Origin of the sequence: Pseudomonas sp. DCA-1 (genome assembly GCF_046523955.1) — a bacterium.
GTDB lineage: Bacteria > Pseudomonadota > Gammaproteobacteria > Pseudomonadales > Pseudomonadaceae > Aquipseudomonas > Aquipseudomonas putida_Y.
The window spans coordinates 109,762-125,840 of sequence record NZ_CP169881.1; the positions used below are offsets into that span (position 1 = coordinate 109,762).

A 16,079-nucleotide genomic window follows, 5' to 3' on the forward strand; every position below is an offset into this window, starting at 1 on the left:
CGTTCGAAGCCGAGCGGATAATTGGAGCTGTGGCCGATGTGCCGGTCATACCTCAACGGCTTTCAAGAGCCTCACAGCCCTGACAACGAAAAAAAGAGGGTTTGCTTCATGCCAGGTACGATGTTGGCTGCTCGCCTACACGAAGTTGGTGGCAAATTTACCGTGGACGAAATTCCGCTTCCAGATGTTGGTGAGCATGATGTCCTGATCAAAACTGCCGCCTGCGGTGTTATCCCAAATCTGCGTAACGTCGTCACAAATTTTCCTGAGTGGTACCCGTTCCTACCTCTGCCGGAGCTGCCTGCTGTGTTCGGGTTGGATGCCGCAGGTACTGTGGTATCGGTTGGCCGCTCTGTGAAAGATTTCAAAGAAGGTGACCGGGTGTATATCAATCCAGGACTGAGTTGCGGCAACTGTAAGCAGTGTCTGGCTGGCCTTCCGACGCGGTGCGCTAGCTACACCTTCATGGGCTATTTCGGATTCAGCCCATCTTCGAGTGAGGTATTTCGCGAGTATCGCCATGCCGGGTACGCCCAGTATCTTCGAGCGCCTGCGCGTAACCTGATCACCTTGGCTGACGAACTGCCATTCGAGGTTGCCACACGCCTTGGATACTTGGGCACAGCTTACTCTGCGTTGAAAAAGCTTGAACTCACGCCCGGTCAGAGCTTGCTAGTACTGGGGGCTTCAGGAACCTTGGGTATCGGAGCCACGCTTGCCGCATTAGCGATGGGCGTGACGGATATCATCGTGGCAGCGCGAGATAGGACTGCACTCGAACGACTTCGCCAATTGGCCCCAAAACGCATTCGCTCCCTACAGATCACGAGTACCGACTTGCACGCAAGCATTCGTGACATGGCTCCGGGAGGAGTTCACGCGGTAGTTGATACGCTTGGCGCGAAAGCTCCAGCAGAGCTTTCTGTTTCGGCTATGAACGCCGTCACGTCGGGAGGAAAGATCGTACAGATCGGCGGCGTAAGCGGACCTATTCCGATCGATCCTCACCCGTTCATGTGTACCCAGCTTCATTACATCGGCTCACTGTGGTTTACCACAGCAGAAGCGCATGAGCTGATGGCGTTGATCAGAGCGGGATTACTCGACACCAATCAGTGGGCACCTCGTCCTTACACACTGGACCAGCTCAACCAAGCCCTTGAAGATATCCAAACCGATGCCAGCGGCTTCTTGAACTATCACATCGTGCACGCATAACGGCGAAGCAAGGCGACGACACAGATCGTCGCCTTGACGTTGTTCTCAGCTCTCTTATGTTGGTAGGTTGCTGGTATAAGTCATCGCAGTTTTGGAGGGCTTTCCATGGCCTGGCCCAACGTCTCCCCATTTATACCCTCTGATCAGGTACTCGCGGATTTCAGCGTATGCGAGTCGTCCGACCTAGAGGAGGCGGTGCTATGCGGTGAGTGGATGTTCTGCAAGAACCGGCTTGAAAAAAAGGGAATCGACTTCAAGGCTCGATTTTTTCATCGATCGACCGGCGAGGCTGGGGTTGCCAGAATGTCCTTTGGGGGAGAGGTAGCGATCAACCCTGGAAAGCTGGATGACATCGTGCTGGTCCAGTCGGTCCTTACTGGACATGAGCACGCGATCAGTGATCAGTTGCGCCTCAACTGTAACCCCGGACATGCCACGGTTTTCAACTACCATCGGCACTCCTTCTTCAATCATTTCCCTGGCACTGACAAGCTGCTCGTCTGCATTGATCGAACGCTGTTGGAAACCATGCTTCAACGTCAGCTGGGAAGAAGTATCAAGCAAGACATCTACTTTCAGCCTCATCTGCCCACGGATACGTCAGCAGGCCTGAATTGGCTACAGACAATGTGGTGGGCTTACAGTCAGCTATCGTCCAAGTCATTAGTTTCATCGCATCTACAAAGCCAAATTGGTGAGGTGCTGGCCTCTTCTTTGCTCGATTTTCATGTTAGTAATTACAGCCAGGCGCTGCGAGAGTCGGCCGAAAAAAGGGTGGTCCCTGCGGTTGTTCGGATGATTGAGGATTTCATGGAAGATCATGCTCAGGAGCCTCTCACGATCTCGCAAATTGCAAGACACGCCGGCGTGACTGCTCGTACAGTGCAACTCAGTTTTCAACGATTCCGTGGGCTATCGCCGATGCAGTTCTTGAAGGAGATTCGCCTGCGGCGCGTTCGTGTAGAGCTCGAAACCCAGCAGCATCCAGACGTTCAGGTATCGTCCACGGCACTAAAATGGGGTTTTACCCATCTTGGTCGGTTTTCGTCTGACTACAAGCAGCGATTCGGAGAAACACCTTCCATGACGATCAAACGGCGAGGAGCTTAAATACGCGTCGCGTAATGTTGGTGGCGAAACCTAGGAATTACTGGATTAGACCAGTTCAACGTATAGGATGAGAAGTCTATTAATAGTGACTATCAGCGTGTTTGATTTTGCCAGCGCTAGTTTTTCCATTACTGTAACTTTCAATGAAGCGAGGCGCGGTACCCCTCCTTGCACTAACCGAGTGTCCTTCATTGCCCTTTGGTGTTGCCGCTTGCCTGCAGGCGGCTTTTTTACCAGACATCTTTCAGTCATTGCGTATCGAATGAGCACGCAGTGATCACTTCTTGGCTCCTTGGGATGGGATAACTAACCTCCCTTTACCATGGCCGTCAGGCCATGGTTTTTTTACATTTTCGGTTGAGGCAGAGGGTGAAACCGCCTTGGGAAAGGCGGTAGAAGTGTTTCCTTGAGACTTACTGAGCGCCTTCTTTATCCACGCTAGCAAGCGCCTCATGCAAAGTGCTGAGAGCAGGTCCTAGAGCGGTTGCAAGCTGGTTGGCGCGTTTTGTCGGTGTCCAAGCCCGCTTGCCCAAAAAGAGCTCATCACCAAATCGTTTGCGAAGCTTAGCTATGGTATTGCTGATGGCTGGCTGTTTTACACCCAAGCGCTCAGAAGCCCGAGTCACTCCCCCTTCTTGATAAACCACTAAGAAAGTAATCAGACTGTGTAGATCTGCATCCAGTAACACTTTTTCAGGATTCTGCATGTTGCCCCCGCATTTCATTGTCCATGAACAATGCTCTAAAGGAGATGCTTCGGCAATGGGAGGTCAAGCATTCCGTCAACACTGCGAAACTTGAGCTTGAAAAATGATCTATCATATCTTGCTCATTGTCCCAGAAGCCGCTAATGATCATCGAGCTGAAGTACTTGTTCAGCGCGATTATCGTATAGCTCATACACCCCGGCGCAGTGCGAAGCACGTTAACCAGGTCGTCTACGGCTAAAAGTACATCTTCGTCAGGGCGGTCTTCGAAGCGAACCTCTAACGCGCTGACTGAAATCAATCCCATTGCTAATACTCCCGATTTAAAATTGACGATAATTCGCCACTTCAGTTCGAAAAATATTTCAATATTTGAAATCTAGGGCAGCACTACTGCTAGCCGCTGCCCAGGATCTTAGTTTTGACTCACGCTCCAGCCGCCCCCGAGGGCTTTGTAAAGCTGGACTTCACTATTGATTTGGTCGAGCTGATCATTCAACAGCTTCTGTTGTGAGGAAAACAGTTCGCGTTGAGCATCCAGCACTGTCAAATAGCTATCGACGCCTTGGTCATAGCGCTGCTGAGCCAAGCTAAAATAGGCTTTATAATTATCAACCAACTCGCTTTGAGCACTGAGCTGCTTGCCATAAGTTCCCCTCGCAGCGAGTCCATCGGCTACTTCTCGGAAAGCCGTTTGGATACTCTTCTCGTAGGTCGCTACGCCCACATCCTTCTGAAGCTCAGCGTAATCGAGATTGGCTCGCAGCTTTCCTGCGTTAAAAATCGGCACGCTGATTTTTGGAGCGAAGCTCCAGCTGTCAGATCCGCTGTTGAACAGTCCGTCCAGATCGCTGCTGGCTGAGCCCGCTGACGCTGTCAGGCTTATGCGTGGAAAAAATGCCGCACGAGCCGCCCCGATGTTTGCATTAGCGGCCATAAGTTGATGCTCGGCAGAACGAATGTCCGGTCTGTTTAGTAGCAGATCTGCTGGTAGCCCTGCTGGAACCTTCTCTATGGCACTCATGGCCAGTGGCAAGTTTTGTGGCAAATCAGTTGGAATCTTGCTGCCCAGCAACAATTGCAGTGCGTTTACATTCTGCGCGATACGCCGGGTGTACAAAGCCTGCTGTGCCTGGGCTTGGTTAACCAGCGTCCTCGCCTGTCGAACATCCAGCTCCGACGAAGTACCCGCCGCTGCACTGGACTCGATCATTGCCAGGCTTTCGACGTAGCTGGTCAGCGTCGCTTCGGTCAGCTCCAAAAGTGCTTGGTCGGTTCGCCACAGAAAATAAGTGGTTGCCACATCGCCTATCAGTGCGATCTGAACGCTGCGTTGCGCCTCCTCAGTAGCCAGATACTTTTCAAGCGCTTGGCTGGACAAGCTTCGGATTCGGCCAAATAAGTCCAACTCGTAGGCAGTCACCAGGCCGACTTGGTACTGGCTATCGATCCGAGAATCGCCGGTGGGGGACAAATCATCAGGCAAGCGGGTTCGATTTCCAGATGCTTCGCCATCAAGTGTGGGAAACCTCTCCGCTCGTTGGATACGGTAAAGCGCTCTGTAGGATTCAACATTTTTGGCAGCGATTCGAAGATCTCTGTTGTTCTCCAACGCCGCATCGAGGAGGCGGACCAGCGCTGGATCTTTGAAGAATTTTCTTGCCTCGGGGAGAGCCGCCGCGATACTACGCTGGTCTCCCTGCACGCCGTAGGCCTCGCCCGTTGGCCATTGCGCCTGCACGGGGGCGGCTGGCTGCTGGTAGTCGGGTATCAAGCTGCATCCGCTGAGCATCAGCAGTGCAAAGACGGGGAGCGACTTAAACTTCATGAGTCACCTCCTTGACCGCTTTTGGCTTTCGTTTCATGAGCCCCTCGAAAAGCTTGACAACTACCACGTAGAACAGCGGAACAAAGAAGACGGCCAGCACGGTTGCTGTGATCATGCCTCCGACGACGCCCGTAGCAATGGAGTGCTGGCTGCCAGCGCCTGCGCCCGATGCAATGGCCATCGGCAGCACACCGAATGTGAATGCCAGCGAGGTCATCAAAATCGGACGCAAACGCAGCTTGGCGGCCTCTATCGCAGCTTTGACGATCGGATAACCTTCCTTTTCATACAGCTCTTTTGCGAACTCCACGATTAGGATGGCATTCTTGGCGGACAGGCCAACTGTCGTCATCAAGCCCACCTGGAAGTACACATCCGCCGTCAGGTCGCGCCAAAGCGTTGCTAGCACGGCGCCCAAAATACCCAGAGGAACAACCATGATCACCGAGACCGGTACCGACCAGCTTTCATACAGTGCGGCCAGGCACAGGAATACGATCAGCACAGTCAATGCGTAGAGCAACGGTGCCTGGTCGCCAGTCTGTATTTCTTCATAAGAGAGACCGGTGTAGCTCAGGCCGATGCCAGCAGGCAGCTTTTGCATGATTTCAGCGATGGCAATCATCGCGTCACCAGTGCTGTATCCAGGGGCTGGCTCGCCGAGGATGTTCAGGGAAGAAATGCCACCGTAGCGCTCCAGCTTCGGTGAGCCGTTCACCCACTCACCGGTTGCAAACGCCGAGAACGGAACCATCTGGCCAAGGCTATTGCGCACGTACCATTTATCGAAGTCCTCAGGTGAGATTCGCGAGATATCTTCGCCCTGGACATACACTCGCTTGACCCGGCCGCGATCGATGAAGTCGTTGACATACATCGAGCCCCAGGCTGCCGACATCGTTTCGTTGATAGACGCGATGCTTACCTGCAGCGCACGGGCCTTTTCGTCATCAATGTTCACCTGGAATTGCGGCTCGTCGTCCTTGCCGTTTGGACGCACTGCTTGGAGCTTCGGATTCTCGCTAGCCAGTTGCAGGAACTGGTTTCGAGCTGCCATCAATGCTTCATGGCCAAGACCAAGGTTGTCCTGCAGGTACAAGTTGAAGCCCATCGCGTTGCCCATTTCCAAAATGGCAGGGGGCACGAATGCCATCACACTTGCATCTTTGATCTTGGCAAAATGCTGATTAGCCCGCTGCGCGATGCTGAATACGTCTTGCCCGGCCCCGTGACGCTCCTTCCAATCCTTGAAGGTGATCAGCACCAGCCCCGAGTTCTGACCACGACCAGCAAAGTTGAAGCCATTCACCGTCATGAAGTGCTCAACCAACGCGCCCTCATCATTTGCCAAGTAGTCTCGCACCTCTTGAAGTACACCCTCGGTACGCTCTGCGGAAGCGTTTGCCGGCGTACGCACTTCGATCATCATCAAGCCCTGATCCTCGTTGGGCAGGAATGCCTTCGGGATCTGAGTGAACAAATAGCCAGTTCCCCCCGTGATGAGCAAGAATGCGAGCAGGTACCTAACGCGGCCCTTCAGCATTGCGCCGACGCCTCGCTCGAATCGCACCGTGCCGCGGTCGAAAACGCGGTTGAACCAGCCGAAGAAGCCCTTTTTCTCGTGGTGGGAATTACCCTCCGGGGCTTTGAGGATGGTCACGCAAAGTGCTGGGGTGAACACAAGGGCGACGAAGATCGACAGCCCCATGCAGACCACGATCGTGATCGCGAACTGTTGATAGATGATGCCAGCGGATCCACCAAAGAACGCCATTGGTACGAATACAGCCGACAGCACCATTCCGATGCCCACCAAGGCCCCGGAGATCTGATCCATCGATTTGCGGGTAGCCTCAAGAGGCGACAAGCGCTCGTCATGCATAAGCCGCTCAACGTTCTCGACTACGACGATTGCATCGTCAACCAGCAAGCCGATAGCAAGCACCATGGCGTACATGGTGAGCACGTTGATATTCAGGCCGAAGTACGGCAGAAGGGCGAATGTGGCGAGCAGCACCACAGGAACTGCCAGAGTGGGGATAAGTGTGGCCCTGAAGCTCTGCAGGAACAGATACATGACCAGGAAGACCAGTACCACTGCCTCAAAGATGGTGTGTACTACCGATTCAATCGAAGCATCAACGACAGGTGTTGTATCGTAGGGATAAATCACTTCCACGCCGTCAGGCAGGTAGGCCTTTTGCTCCTCCATCAGCTTTTTGACCGCCTCTACGGTCTCCAGCAAGTTGCCACCAGTGGACAACCGCAGCGCCAGACTTGCAGTTGGCGAGTCCTTGTACTGTGCAGAAATGGCGAAGCTGTCAGCCCCCAGTTCGGCACGTCCGACATCCTTCACTCGTACCTGTGAGCCGTCCGCGTTCACCTTGACCAAGATCTCATCGAACTGGCTAGGCGTTGTCATGCGCGTCTTGCCGAGAACGGTGGCATTCAGCTGGACGCCTGAGCGAGTTGGTAGCCCACCCAACTGGCCAGAGGACACTTGGACGTTCTGTTCCCGGATAGCGTTGGCTACATCAGTAGGTGTCAGCTGATAGCTGTTGAGCTTGCCTGGATCTAGCCAGATACGCATTGCGTAAGGCGAGCCAAACAGCTGGAAATCACCGACGCCTGGAATACGCGAAATGGGATCCTGAAGCTGTGAAGCGATCAGGTTGCCCAGGTCGAAGTTATCGAGCTTCCCCGAGCGATCCACCAAGCTCATGACCAAGAAGAAATTCATCTGGTACTTCACTACGCGAAGCCCCTGACGCTGAACTTCCTCCGGCAAACGAGGTGTCGCCAGTTGCAGCTTGTTCTGCACCTGAACTTGAGCGATGTCCGGATCGGTCCCCTGTTCAAAGGTCACGATGATGGTCATGCTGCCGTCAGAGGCGCTCTCAGCCGACATATATCGGAACCCATCAAGACCACTGAGCTGTTGCTCAATGACCTGGACCACCGTGTCCTGGACGGTTTGTGCAGAAGCACCTGGGTAGCTGACCTGGATCGAAACGGCAGGGGCCGCGATGTTTGGATATTGGCTAATCGGCATCTTGGCCAGCGAGAGCGCTCCGGCGAGCATGGCTACGATAGCGAGAACCCAAGCGAAGATCGGCCGATCGATAAAGAAGCGAGACATTTACGGCGCCCCCTCAGTTAGCCGAGGCTTCAGTGGTAGCGGCGAAGTCAGCTACCAAATCCACATTTTTGGCTTCTACCGCATTGACGGCGATGCCGCTGCGGACACGTTGAACACCTTCGGTCACGATTCGCTCTCCCTCGGATACGCCTTTGCTGATCAGCCAGGCGTTGCCCACAGTTCGAAGGGTCTGGACCTCGCGGGCCTCAACAGTGTTGTCGGCCTTCACCACCCAGACACTTGGCACGCCACGCGTATCGCGGCTGATGGCTTGTTGTGGAACCAGGATCGCCGCCTGCTGCACACCTTCCTTCAGGAGGGCGTGAACAAACATGCCTGGAAGCAACTTGCGATTAGGATTCGGGAATTCGGCGCGAAGGGTTACTGAACCTGTAGTCGGATCAACGCTGACCTCTGAAAACTTAAGGGTGCCTGGGATTGGGTAAGCACTACCGTCATCCAAGGTCAGGCTGACCTCGGCCTGGTTCTCACCTGTCTTCTGAAGTCGCCCTGACTCCAATGCCTGTTGCAGGCCCAGCAGCTTCGTGATCGGCTGAGTGACGTCAACATAAATCGGGTCCAGCTGAGTAACAGTGGCGAGCGACTGTGCTTGACCGTTAGTAACGAGTGCACCCTCGGTAACTGTCGACCGTCCGATGCGGCCTGAGATCGGCGAAAGCACACGGGTGTACTGAACGTCGATACGAGCGACCTGATAGTCGGCCTCCGCCTGTTTCCATGCGGCAAGGGCATCGTCGTACTGCTGCTTGCTCACAGCCTTGGTTTTCAACAACGTTTCATATCGTCGCGCCAGGTTCTGCGCAGTAGTTCGATTAGCTTCGGCCCGACGCAATTGCGCCTCATAGGTACGCGGGTCAATTTGATAGAGCTGCTGACCCAGCTTGACCTCAGTCCCCTCAACAAAAGACCGCTTTTGAAGGATCCCCGATACTTGTGGGCGCACTTCCGCTACCCGGTAGGCCGAGGTCCGGCCGGGCAGGTCGGTTGTTAGGGTCAGAGATTGTGAGCGGACGGTGTATACGCCCACGTCAGGGGGGGGCGGAGCTGAGGCGACGTGGTCTTTTTCACCACAGGCGGTCACCAGCATCAGCGCCGTTAGAGGAATTGCATGTAATGCACGCGAGGATCGTATCTGTCTCACCGATTTGCTCCATCTCTGCGCCCCCTATGGCGGGGACTTGTAATTGCTGAATCACAATGTGGGGAAGTGTATCATTATGCGGTACGATGAGCGCAAGCAAGCAGTAACGACCATCGGTCGAACCTTGGTGAGATGGGTGTTTGGAACGTGTGACTGGCTAGGCAAGGCACGGAGCTCTAAAGTGGCGGCCATAACAGATGCTGCAGCGGTGCACGCCGAGGAGAGATATGAACCAATCAGACGAAGTCGGTGGCAAGGCGGGAGGTATTCAAGTCATCGCCAGAGCTGCCTCGATCATGCGAGCCCTTGGCAGTCATCCGAATGGCTTGAGTTTGGCGGCTATTGCGCAGTTGGTTGGGCTGCCGCGCTCGACCGTCCAGAGAATCATCAACGCCCTGGAAGAAGAGTTTTTGGTTGAGGCATTGGGCCCTAGCGGAGGCTTCCGCCTTGGGCCGGCGCTTGGCCAGCTCATCAACCAGGCACAATCAGACATTCTTTCGTTGGTAAAGCCGTACTTACGCTCATTGGCGGAGGAGCTTGAAGAGTCGGTCTGCCTGGCTTCTCTAGCCGGCGATAAAATCTACGTGCTGGATCGCATCGTGTCAGAACGAGAGCTGCGTGTGGTGTTCCCGATTGGCATCAATGTGCCCGCCGCTGCGACCGCCGCAGGTAAGGTCCTTTTGGCAGCGCTGCCTGAGGAGTCACTCCCTGCAGCACTCAGTGATCAACTTCCAGTGTTCACCCCAAACACGCTCGGACGACAGGCGCTGATCAAACAGCTGAGTGAAGTCAGGGCGAGTGGGGTGGCAACCGATCTGGATGAACATATCGATGGCGTTTGCTCATTCGCAACGCTTTTGGATACCTACCTTGGCTATTACTCCCTCGCAGTCGTAATGCCGAGTTCCAGAGCGAGCAAGCAGTCCGACACCATCAAAAAAGCTCTGCTATTGAGCAAGCAGAATATAGAGCGCGCCATCGGTCGCGCGTCAAAGAAAGCGCCCTAGTTAAAATGGCCAGGAAGACGGTAGCCGAGGCTGAGGAGACACGACAGCGCATCATCGACGCGGCTGTCGAGGTGTTCGCTGCCCAAGGAGTTCCAGACGCTACGCTGGACGAAATAGCCCGAAAGGCAGGCGTCACTCGTGGCGCCGTTTATTGGCATTTCAATGGGAAGCAAGAAGTACTTCAGGCGGTGCTGACATCGCGGCAGCATCCACTTGAATTGGAGTTCTCCGCCGACGACGGGATCGAACTCTCTTGGGAAGCAGTGGTGACCGCCATGCTTGATGCTGTTAACAGCCCCCAGTCAAAGCAGTTCTCGGAAATCTTGATTTATCAGGGGGTGGACGAATCGGGTCTGATCCATAGCCGCATGGAGCAAGCGAGTAATCGATTCCTGCAGTACATTCATCAGGTGCTTAGGTATGCGATTATTCAAGGTGAATTGCCGCAGACTCTGGACCTTCACACTTCGATAGCCGTCTTCAAAGGGTTGGTCACCGGGTTGCTTTATGAGGGCCTACGCAGCCAGCATCAACCGTCTCAAGTCATCAAAGCCGCGCTGAGATCATTCTTGGCGTTGCTCAAGGAGCCTCCTCGCCACTTACTGTGCGAGGAGGTTCAAGTTCCGCAAGCCTCAACAGAGTACTGTCAGCAGTAGCGCCGTTTCTGCCACTGATTACACCGCCAGCGCTCGCTCGCGCAGTTCACTGTTCAGGATGCGGTCGTTCTCGCTGTAGTCGACCGGGCAGTCAATGACGTGAACGCCGGGGTTGGCAATACAATGATCCAACAGTGGCAGCAAAGCATCCGCGCTTTCCACCCTGTGTCCATGGGCACCATAGGCTTCGGCGTATTTGACGAAGTCCGGATTACCGTAGTCCAGACCGAAATCGGTGAAGCCCATGTTCGCCTGCTTCCAGCGGATCATGCCGTAACCGTCGTCACGCAGGATTACCACGGTGATGTGCATGCCCAGGCGCACTGCCGTTTCCAGCTCCTGGCTGTTCATCATGAAGCCGCCATCGCCGCACACCGAGATCACCGGGCGATCCGGGTGCACCAGGTGCGCCGCCATCGCCGATGGCAGGCCGGCGCCCATGGTCGCCAGGGCGTTGTCCAGCAGCACGGTGTTCGGCTTGTGCGCCTTGTAGTTACGGGCAAACCAGATCTTGTAGATGCCGTTGTCCAGGGCCACGATGCCTTCGGACGGCAACACGCGACGGATGTCGGCAACCAGGCGCTGCGGGTAGACCGGGAAGCGGTCGTCGTCGGCGCCTTCGGCGATCTGTGCTTCGTTGGCTTCACGGATGGCCATCAGGCGGGTGAAGTCCCAGTGCGACGTGTCGTTCAGCGCTTCGCTGATTTGCCACACGGCGTTGGCGATGTCGCCGATCACTTCAACCTGCGGGAAGTACACGGCATCGACTTCGGCGGAGCGGAAGTTGATGTGGATGACTTCGGTGCCGCCACGGACCATGAAGAACGGCGGCTTCTCGATCACGTCGTGGCCGATGTTGATGATCAGGTCGGCCGCTTCGACGGCGCGGTGCACGAAGTCACCGGACGACAGGGCGGCGTTGCCCAGGAAGCGCGGGTGGCGCTCGTCGACCACACCTTTACCCAGTTGAGTGGTGATGAACGGGATGCCGGTCTTGTCGATCAGTTGCTTGAGGACCTTGGCGGTCATCTTGCGGTTGGCGCCGGCACCGATCACCAGGATCGGGTTACGGGCGTTATGCAGTTTCTGCACGGCGGCTTCGATGGCCACATGCTCGGCCAGCGGGCGGCGGTGCAGGCTGCGCGGGATCGGCAGTGCATCGGTCTGCTCGGCGGCGATGTCTTCCGGCAGCTCCAGGTGTACCGCACCCGGCTTTTCTTCTTCGGCCAGGCGGAAGGCTTCTCGCATGCGCGACGGGATGTTGTCGGCCGAGGCGAACTGGTGGGTGTACTTGGTGATGGGGTCCATCATGCCGCACACGTCGATGATCTGGAAGCGGCCCTGCTTGGACTTCTTGATCGGCTTCTGGCCGGTGATCATCATCATCGGCATGCCGCCCAGGTAGGCGTAGGCGCTGGCAGTAACCAGGTTGGTGGCGCCAGGGCCGAGGGTCGACAGGCTGACGCCGGTCTTGCCGGTCAGACGGCCATAGGTGGCGGCCATAAAGCCTGCAGACTGCTCGTGACGGGTCAGTACCAGCTTGATCTTCGACTTGCGCAGGGATTCGAGCAGGTCGAGGTTTTCCTCACCAGGAATGCCGAATACATACTCGACACCTTCGTTTTCCAGGCATTGCACAACGACATCAGCGGCCTTAGCCATATTCATCCTCATCGCACTCGAGGCAGTTGGGGCCCACGAAGTGTGGCATAGCGGCAGCTGCGCCACTCAACCCACGGGCTCTTATCGGTTGATTTTGATTTCTAGCGTTCGCAGCGTAGGGGCCTAGTGGCCCATTGCGCTGGTGGGACCAAATAAAAAGAAGGCCCAGCATCGCGCCGGGCCTTTGAGGTAATGCTTAACCGAGGACGCTTTGGAGCGCCTGCTGCAGTTCTGAGGCAGCTTCGTCGGCAGACCAAACAGCATTGCTGTGCCGCCATGCGATATAGCCGTCAGGTCGAACTAAGAGCGCGCCTGCCTCGTGAATTTCTCGAACCGATTGCCAATCGCAGTAAAGGTCCGCCGTACCTTTTGCGCCTGTGACAACAGTTTTCAAGAATGGCAGGTTCAATCTCTCTGCAGCAGCCACCCAGGCCTGACCGGCAAGGCCAGTGATAAGGGTCATTTGCCCTTTACCCACGACGTCGAGCGTCGAAATCCGGTGTCCGTTCTCGTTCACCAGCCAGGCGTGGGGAAGTTTGGCACCTGCGCGAGTGGTAGCCTGGAGATACAGCTCTTTGTCCCGGGCCCAGAGCTCAACACCGTCCCTTGGGTCAGGCTTAACGGCAGAGGATACGTAACGCTGGTTCAGCTCGACGCCTTGAGCGTTAAACTCGCGACTCTTGATTTCCAGCGCTTTCTGCAGGTTCATGCGCACTTCTACACCTGCCGGGCTCGGATCGCGCATGCGATCAAGCAGTTTGGCGATGGTGTCCACGCCGTTGCCGAAGTTGAAGCACTCTTTCAGCAGGGCATAGTCCTTACGGGACTGATTGGCACGCGCCACGATCTGTTTGCCCACGGGAGCGCGCTCCGCGGTGTAGCTTTCCAGTAGATTCGGATCGGCGAATCCTTTGAGGACGTAAGCCAGTTTCCAGGCGAGGTTGAAACCGTCCTGCATGCAGGTGTTGGAGCCCAGGCCGCTGGATGGCGGGTGACGGTGCACAGCATCGCCGGCACAGAACACGCGACCACGGGAGTATTCGGTGGCATGCGCCTGGTTTACATACCAGGTCGACATCCGCTCAACCTGGACTTCCAACTTAGGATCGCCGACCAAGAGTCGGATTTTCTCCAAAACTGCTTCTGGGGACAGGTCAGGGGCGCCTTTGGCCATGTCGAAGCCCCAGCCCGCAATCCACTGGTCCCACGGGCGAATGGCGCGGAGCAAGCCCATCCCGATTTCACCGAAGCCCGCTTCGGGAGTAGCGATCCATTGCAGGATGCTCGGGCGGTGCTCTACGTACTTACTCAGGTCAGCGTTGAAGATAACGTAAGCGGTTCCGGCCCTGGCCATCTCGCCAACGATCGGCAGATCGATCTCTTTTGCTACTTTGGAGTTAGCTCCATCGGCGCCCACCAGATACTTCGCTCGGACTTCGTACTCGACACCGGTCAAAACGTCTTTCATGCGAGCAGTCACACCTTCGGCATCTTGCACATGGCTCAGATACTCGGTGTTGAAGCTCAATTGAGCACCGCGGATCGCGGCATGCTTGAGAAGGATTGATTCCATCTCGGGCTGGATGAGATCCAGCATGGTACATGGGCTGCCTTGGACATAGTCGCCCTTGCGTTTGTCGCCTGTGCCCCAGGTGCGCATACGTGCGATTTCCTCACCTGCCAGACTGGTGGTGAACAGCGTATCGCCCATCTGATCCCAAGGTGTGGCCGCTCTCACAACCTCCTCTTCCAACCCAAGATCACGCACGACCTCCATGGCACGCTGGTTCGTGATATGAGCCCGCGGCGAGTTCGCCAGCCAATTGAACATGGTGACCATTTTTACCCGGACACCGTAGGTGGCCAGCGCTAAAGCAGTGGTCGCACCGGCAGGGCCCGTGCCGATCACCAAAACGTCGGTGTCAAAGCTATCGGAGGTAGTCATTTTCTTATTCTCCAGGCATTACAAAAGTCTTTTCGAGCTCGCAAGGAGGCTCGGATCAGTTTGGGTACTGGTAACCGATACGCCGACGAACGAGGCGTCAGGGAATGCCAGTTTTTATGGACGTACGTCAGAACGCAGCGACATGGCGCATACGTGTGGGATGAGGGGATGCTGCATGGGACCTCCAAATATTTTTGTTTTCAGGCTCAAGGGCAGTCAGGTCCAGGTTAAGCGCGAGGGACAGCCTGCTACCAATCCATTCTTGCATGCTAGCATGCAAGTATTGCGTAGACAACGATATCGGTCCTGCATTTCGTCAGCCGCTCTTACCTGTTCGCTCGCATTTTCTCTGAGTAAGAGGCACATCTGCGCTAGGGCTCGCTGACCGTCCCAATTCCGTCTACTTTGGGCGCTAAGCGGGTTGTGGCGATCAGTGCTATCAGGGCAATGAGCGCCAAAGCTAGACAAAAGCTCATCAGCAGTAATGCCGCACTCAACGCCGACATAACCTTGAAAAACAAAGGAAGAGTCATGCTGATGCCAGCGGAGAACAGCATTTGAACAGTTCGTACTAGTCCGGAGGCAGTGCCTCTGTCCTCTGTAGCCGTCGATAGGGCGCTATGGGTAGCTGCCGGAGATACCAACCCAAAAAAATAGATCGTTAGGCTGGAGCAGATAACCAGCATGACCAACGTTATGCCGCCAAGCGTTTTCTGCAAGACGAGTGCTGCGATGCTAACTAATAGGCCTGTACAGCCTATCACCATGACTCTTCTGTCGGTCCAACCTCGACGACTAAAGGCTGCGGTGGTCAGGGATCCAAAGAACGCGGCACCTGAGATCAGACAAATAAGCAATGAAAAGTGAAGGCTCGTTACCGGGTAATCGCCGTAAAAAATTTTTGGAGATGCAGTGATGAATACGAACATTATGGTGAAGCAAGCGGCGTAGATAATTGACGAGCAGGAAAAAACACTATTCTTCAGGAAGGCCTGGCATCGAATGAATGCTGAACTGAATGAAATCTGCTTCCGCAGGTGTGGCAACAGCGTTTCTTTGTAGGTTAAACAAACGCCAATCCAAATGGCGGCTCCCACGAGCGCTTGTACGATGTGTACCATGCGCCAAGTCCAGAAATCTATGATCACCCCACCAAGCAAAGGCGCGATCAACGGTCCGAGCCCCACAACCGCGGTCAAGCTGGCAATATGGGTGCGTGCGGCCCGTTCTGGGAGGCTTTCTCTGACAATGGAGAACGGCACTGCGACACATGCGCCAGCAGCTGCGCCCTGGAACGCTCTGGCCACTAGGAGCTCGATGAAGTCATTGGATAGTGAGCAGGCCAAGGCTGCGAGGCTGTAGCACAGTAGGCCTACTTGCAGCGTAATGCGACGACCGAATCGGTCAGCGACCAGTCCGCTGACAAGAGGAGTAGAGCAGAAGCCAGCAAGGAATATCGCCAAGGTCAGTGAGCCTTTTCCCGCTTGCGCGTCGAGCTCATTTTCCAAGTTAGGAATTCCAGGCAAGGACATGTCAATCGACATCGGGCCCAGCGCGCAGATCGCACCAAACAGAAAGATAAACCAGATTCCTAGTGAGCTGCGACCTGTCATGCTGAACTCCTCATATCGTCACTTCTTTTGCC

At 55.4% G+C, this 16,079-nt stretch carries 12 protein-coding genes; 4 read left to right on the plus strand and 8 right to left on the minus strand.

Annotation, left to right across the window (positions count from 1 at the left end; genetic code table 11):
- Positions 1-36 precede the first annotated feature (36 nt).
- Together ACE4QZ_RS00570 and ACE4QZ_RS00575 are read left to right on the plus strand one after the other, a co-directional pair.
- Positions 37-1,218, plus strand: coding sequence for an alcohol dehydrogenase catalytic domain-containing protein (locus tag ACE4QZ_RS00570; RefSeq protein ID WP_368972385.1), 1,182 nt, complete (start codon positions 37-39; stop codon positions 1,216-1,218).
- A 105-nt stretch (positions 1,219-1,323) separates the two neighbouring features.
- Positions 1,324-2,328, plus strand: coding sequence for an AraC family transcriptional regulator (locus ACE4QZ_RS00575; RefSeq protein ID WP_410480283.1), 1,005 nt, complete (start codon positions 1,324-1,326; stop codon positions 2,326-2,328).
- Positions 2,329-2,741: 413 nt separating this feature from the next.
- On the opposite strand, the gene ACE4QZ_RS00580 is transcribed toward ACE4QZ_RS00575, so the two are convergent.
- From ACE4QZ_RS00580 to srpA, 5 genes are all read right to left on the minus strand, one after another.
- Entirely contained in the window at positions 2,742-3,035 is a 294-nt protein-coding gene (locus tag ACE4QZ_RS00580; protein WP_023383548.1) for a LysR family transcriptional regulator, read from the minus strand.
- On the minus strand, positions 3,022-3,342 hold the full coding sequence (locus ACE4QZ_RS00585; protein WP_410480284.1) for an antibiotic biosynthesis monooxygenase: 321 nt from the start codon (positions 3,340-3,342) through the stop codon (positions 3,022-3,024). Before ACE4QZ_RS00585 ends, ACE4QZ_RS00580 begins: the two co-directional genes overlap by 14 nt.
- A gap of 108 nt (positions 3,343-3,450) precedes the next feature.
- Entirely contained in the window at positions 3,451-4,863 is a 1,413-nt protein-coding gene (gene srpC / locus ACE4QZ_RS00590) for a solvent efflux RND transporter outer membrane subunit SrpC (protein WP_410480285.1), read from the minus strand.
- Positions 4,853-8,002, minus strand: coding sequence for a solvent efflux RND transporter permease subunit SrpB (srpB, locus tag ACE4QZ_RS00595; protein WP_410480286.1), 3,150 nt, complete (start codon positions 8,000-8,002; stop codon positions 4,853-4,855). Before srpB ends, srpC begins: the two co-directional genes overlap by 11 nt.
- Before the next feature lie 13 nt (positions 8,003-8,015).
- Positions 8,016-9,164 (minus strand): solvent efflux RND transporter periplasmic adaptor subunit SrpA, encoded by a 1,149-nt coding sequence (gene srpA, locus ACE4QZ_RS00600; protein ID WP_148299951.1) that lies wholly within the window; start codon positions 9,162-9,164, stop codon positions 8,016-8,018.
- Between the two features lie 227 nt (positions 9,165-9,391).
- Between srpA and srpS the strand changes: the two genes are divergently transcribed.
- Positions 9,392-10,171, plus strand: a complete 780-nt coding sequence (gene srpS, locus ACE4QZ_RS00605) for a solvent efflux transporter transcriptional repressor SrpS (RefSeq protein ID WP_023383543.1) — start codon at positions 9,392-9,394, stop codon at positions 10,169-10,171.
- 5 nt (positions 10,172-10,176) lie between these two features.
- Entirely contained in the window at positions 10,177-10,827 is a 651-nt protein-coding gene (locus tag ACE4QZ_RS00610) for a TetR family transcriptional regulator (protein WP_023383542.1), read from the plus strand.
- An 18-nt stretch (positions 10,828-10,845) separates the two neighbouring features.
- Here the strand turns inward: ACE4QZ_RS00610 and ACE4QZ_RS00615 are convergent, their stop codons facing one another.
- From ACE4QZ_RS00615 to ACE4QZ_RS00625, 3 genes are all read right to left on the minus strand, one after another.
- A complete protein-coding gene (locus tag ACE4QZ_RS00615) occupies positions 10,846-12,489 on the minus strand; it encodes an acetolactate synthase large subunit (RefSeq protein WP_023383541.1) in 1,644 nt (547 codons plus the stop codon).
- A 196-nt stretch (positions 12,490-12,685) separates the two neighbouring features.
- Complete coding sequence (locus ACE4QZ_RS00620; RefSeq protein ID WP_023383540.1) at positions 12,686-14,434, minus strand: FAD-dependent monooxygenase; 1,749 nt, start codon at positions 14,432-14,434, stop codon at positions 12,686-12,688.
- A gap of 371 nt (positions 14,435-14,805) precedes the next feature.
- Complete coding sequence (locus ACE4QZ_RS00625; RefSeq protein WP_023383539.1) at positions 14,806-16,047, minus strand: MFS transporter; 1,242 nt, start codon at positions 16,045-16,047, stop codon at positions 14,806-14,808.
- Positions 16,048-16,079 lie beyond the last annotated feature (32 nt).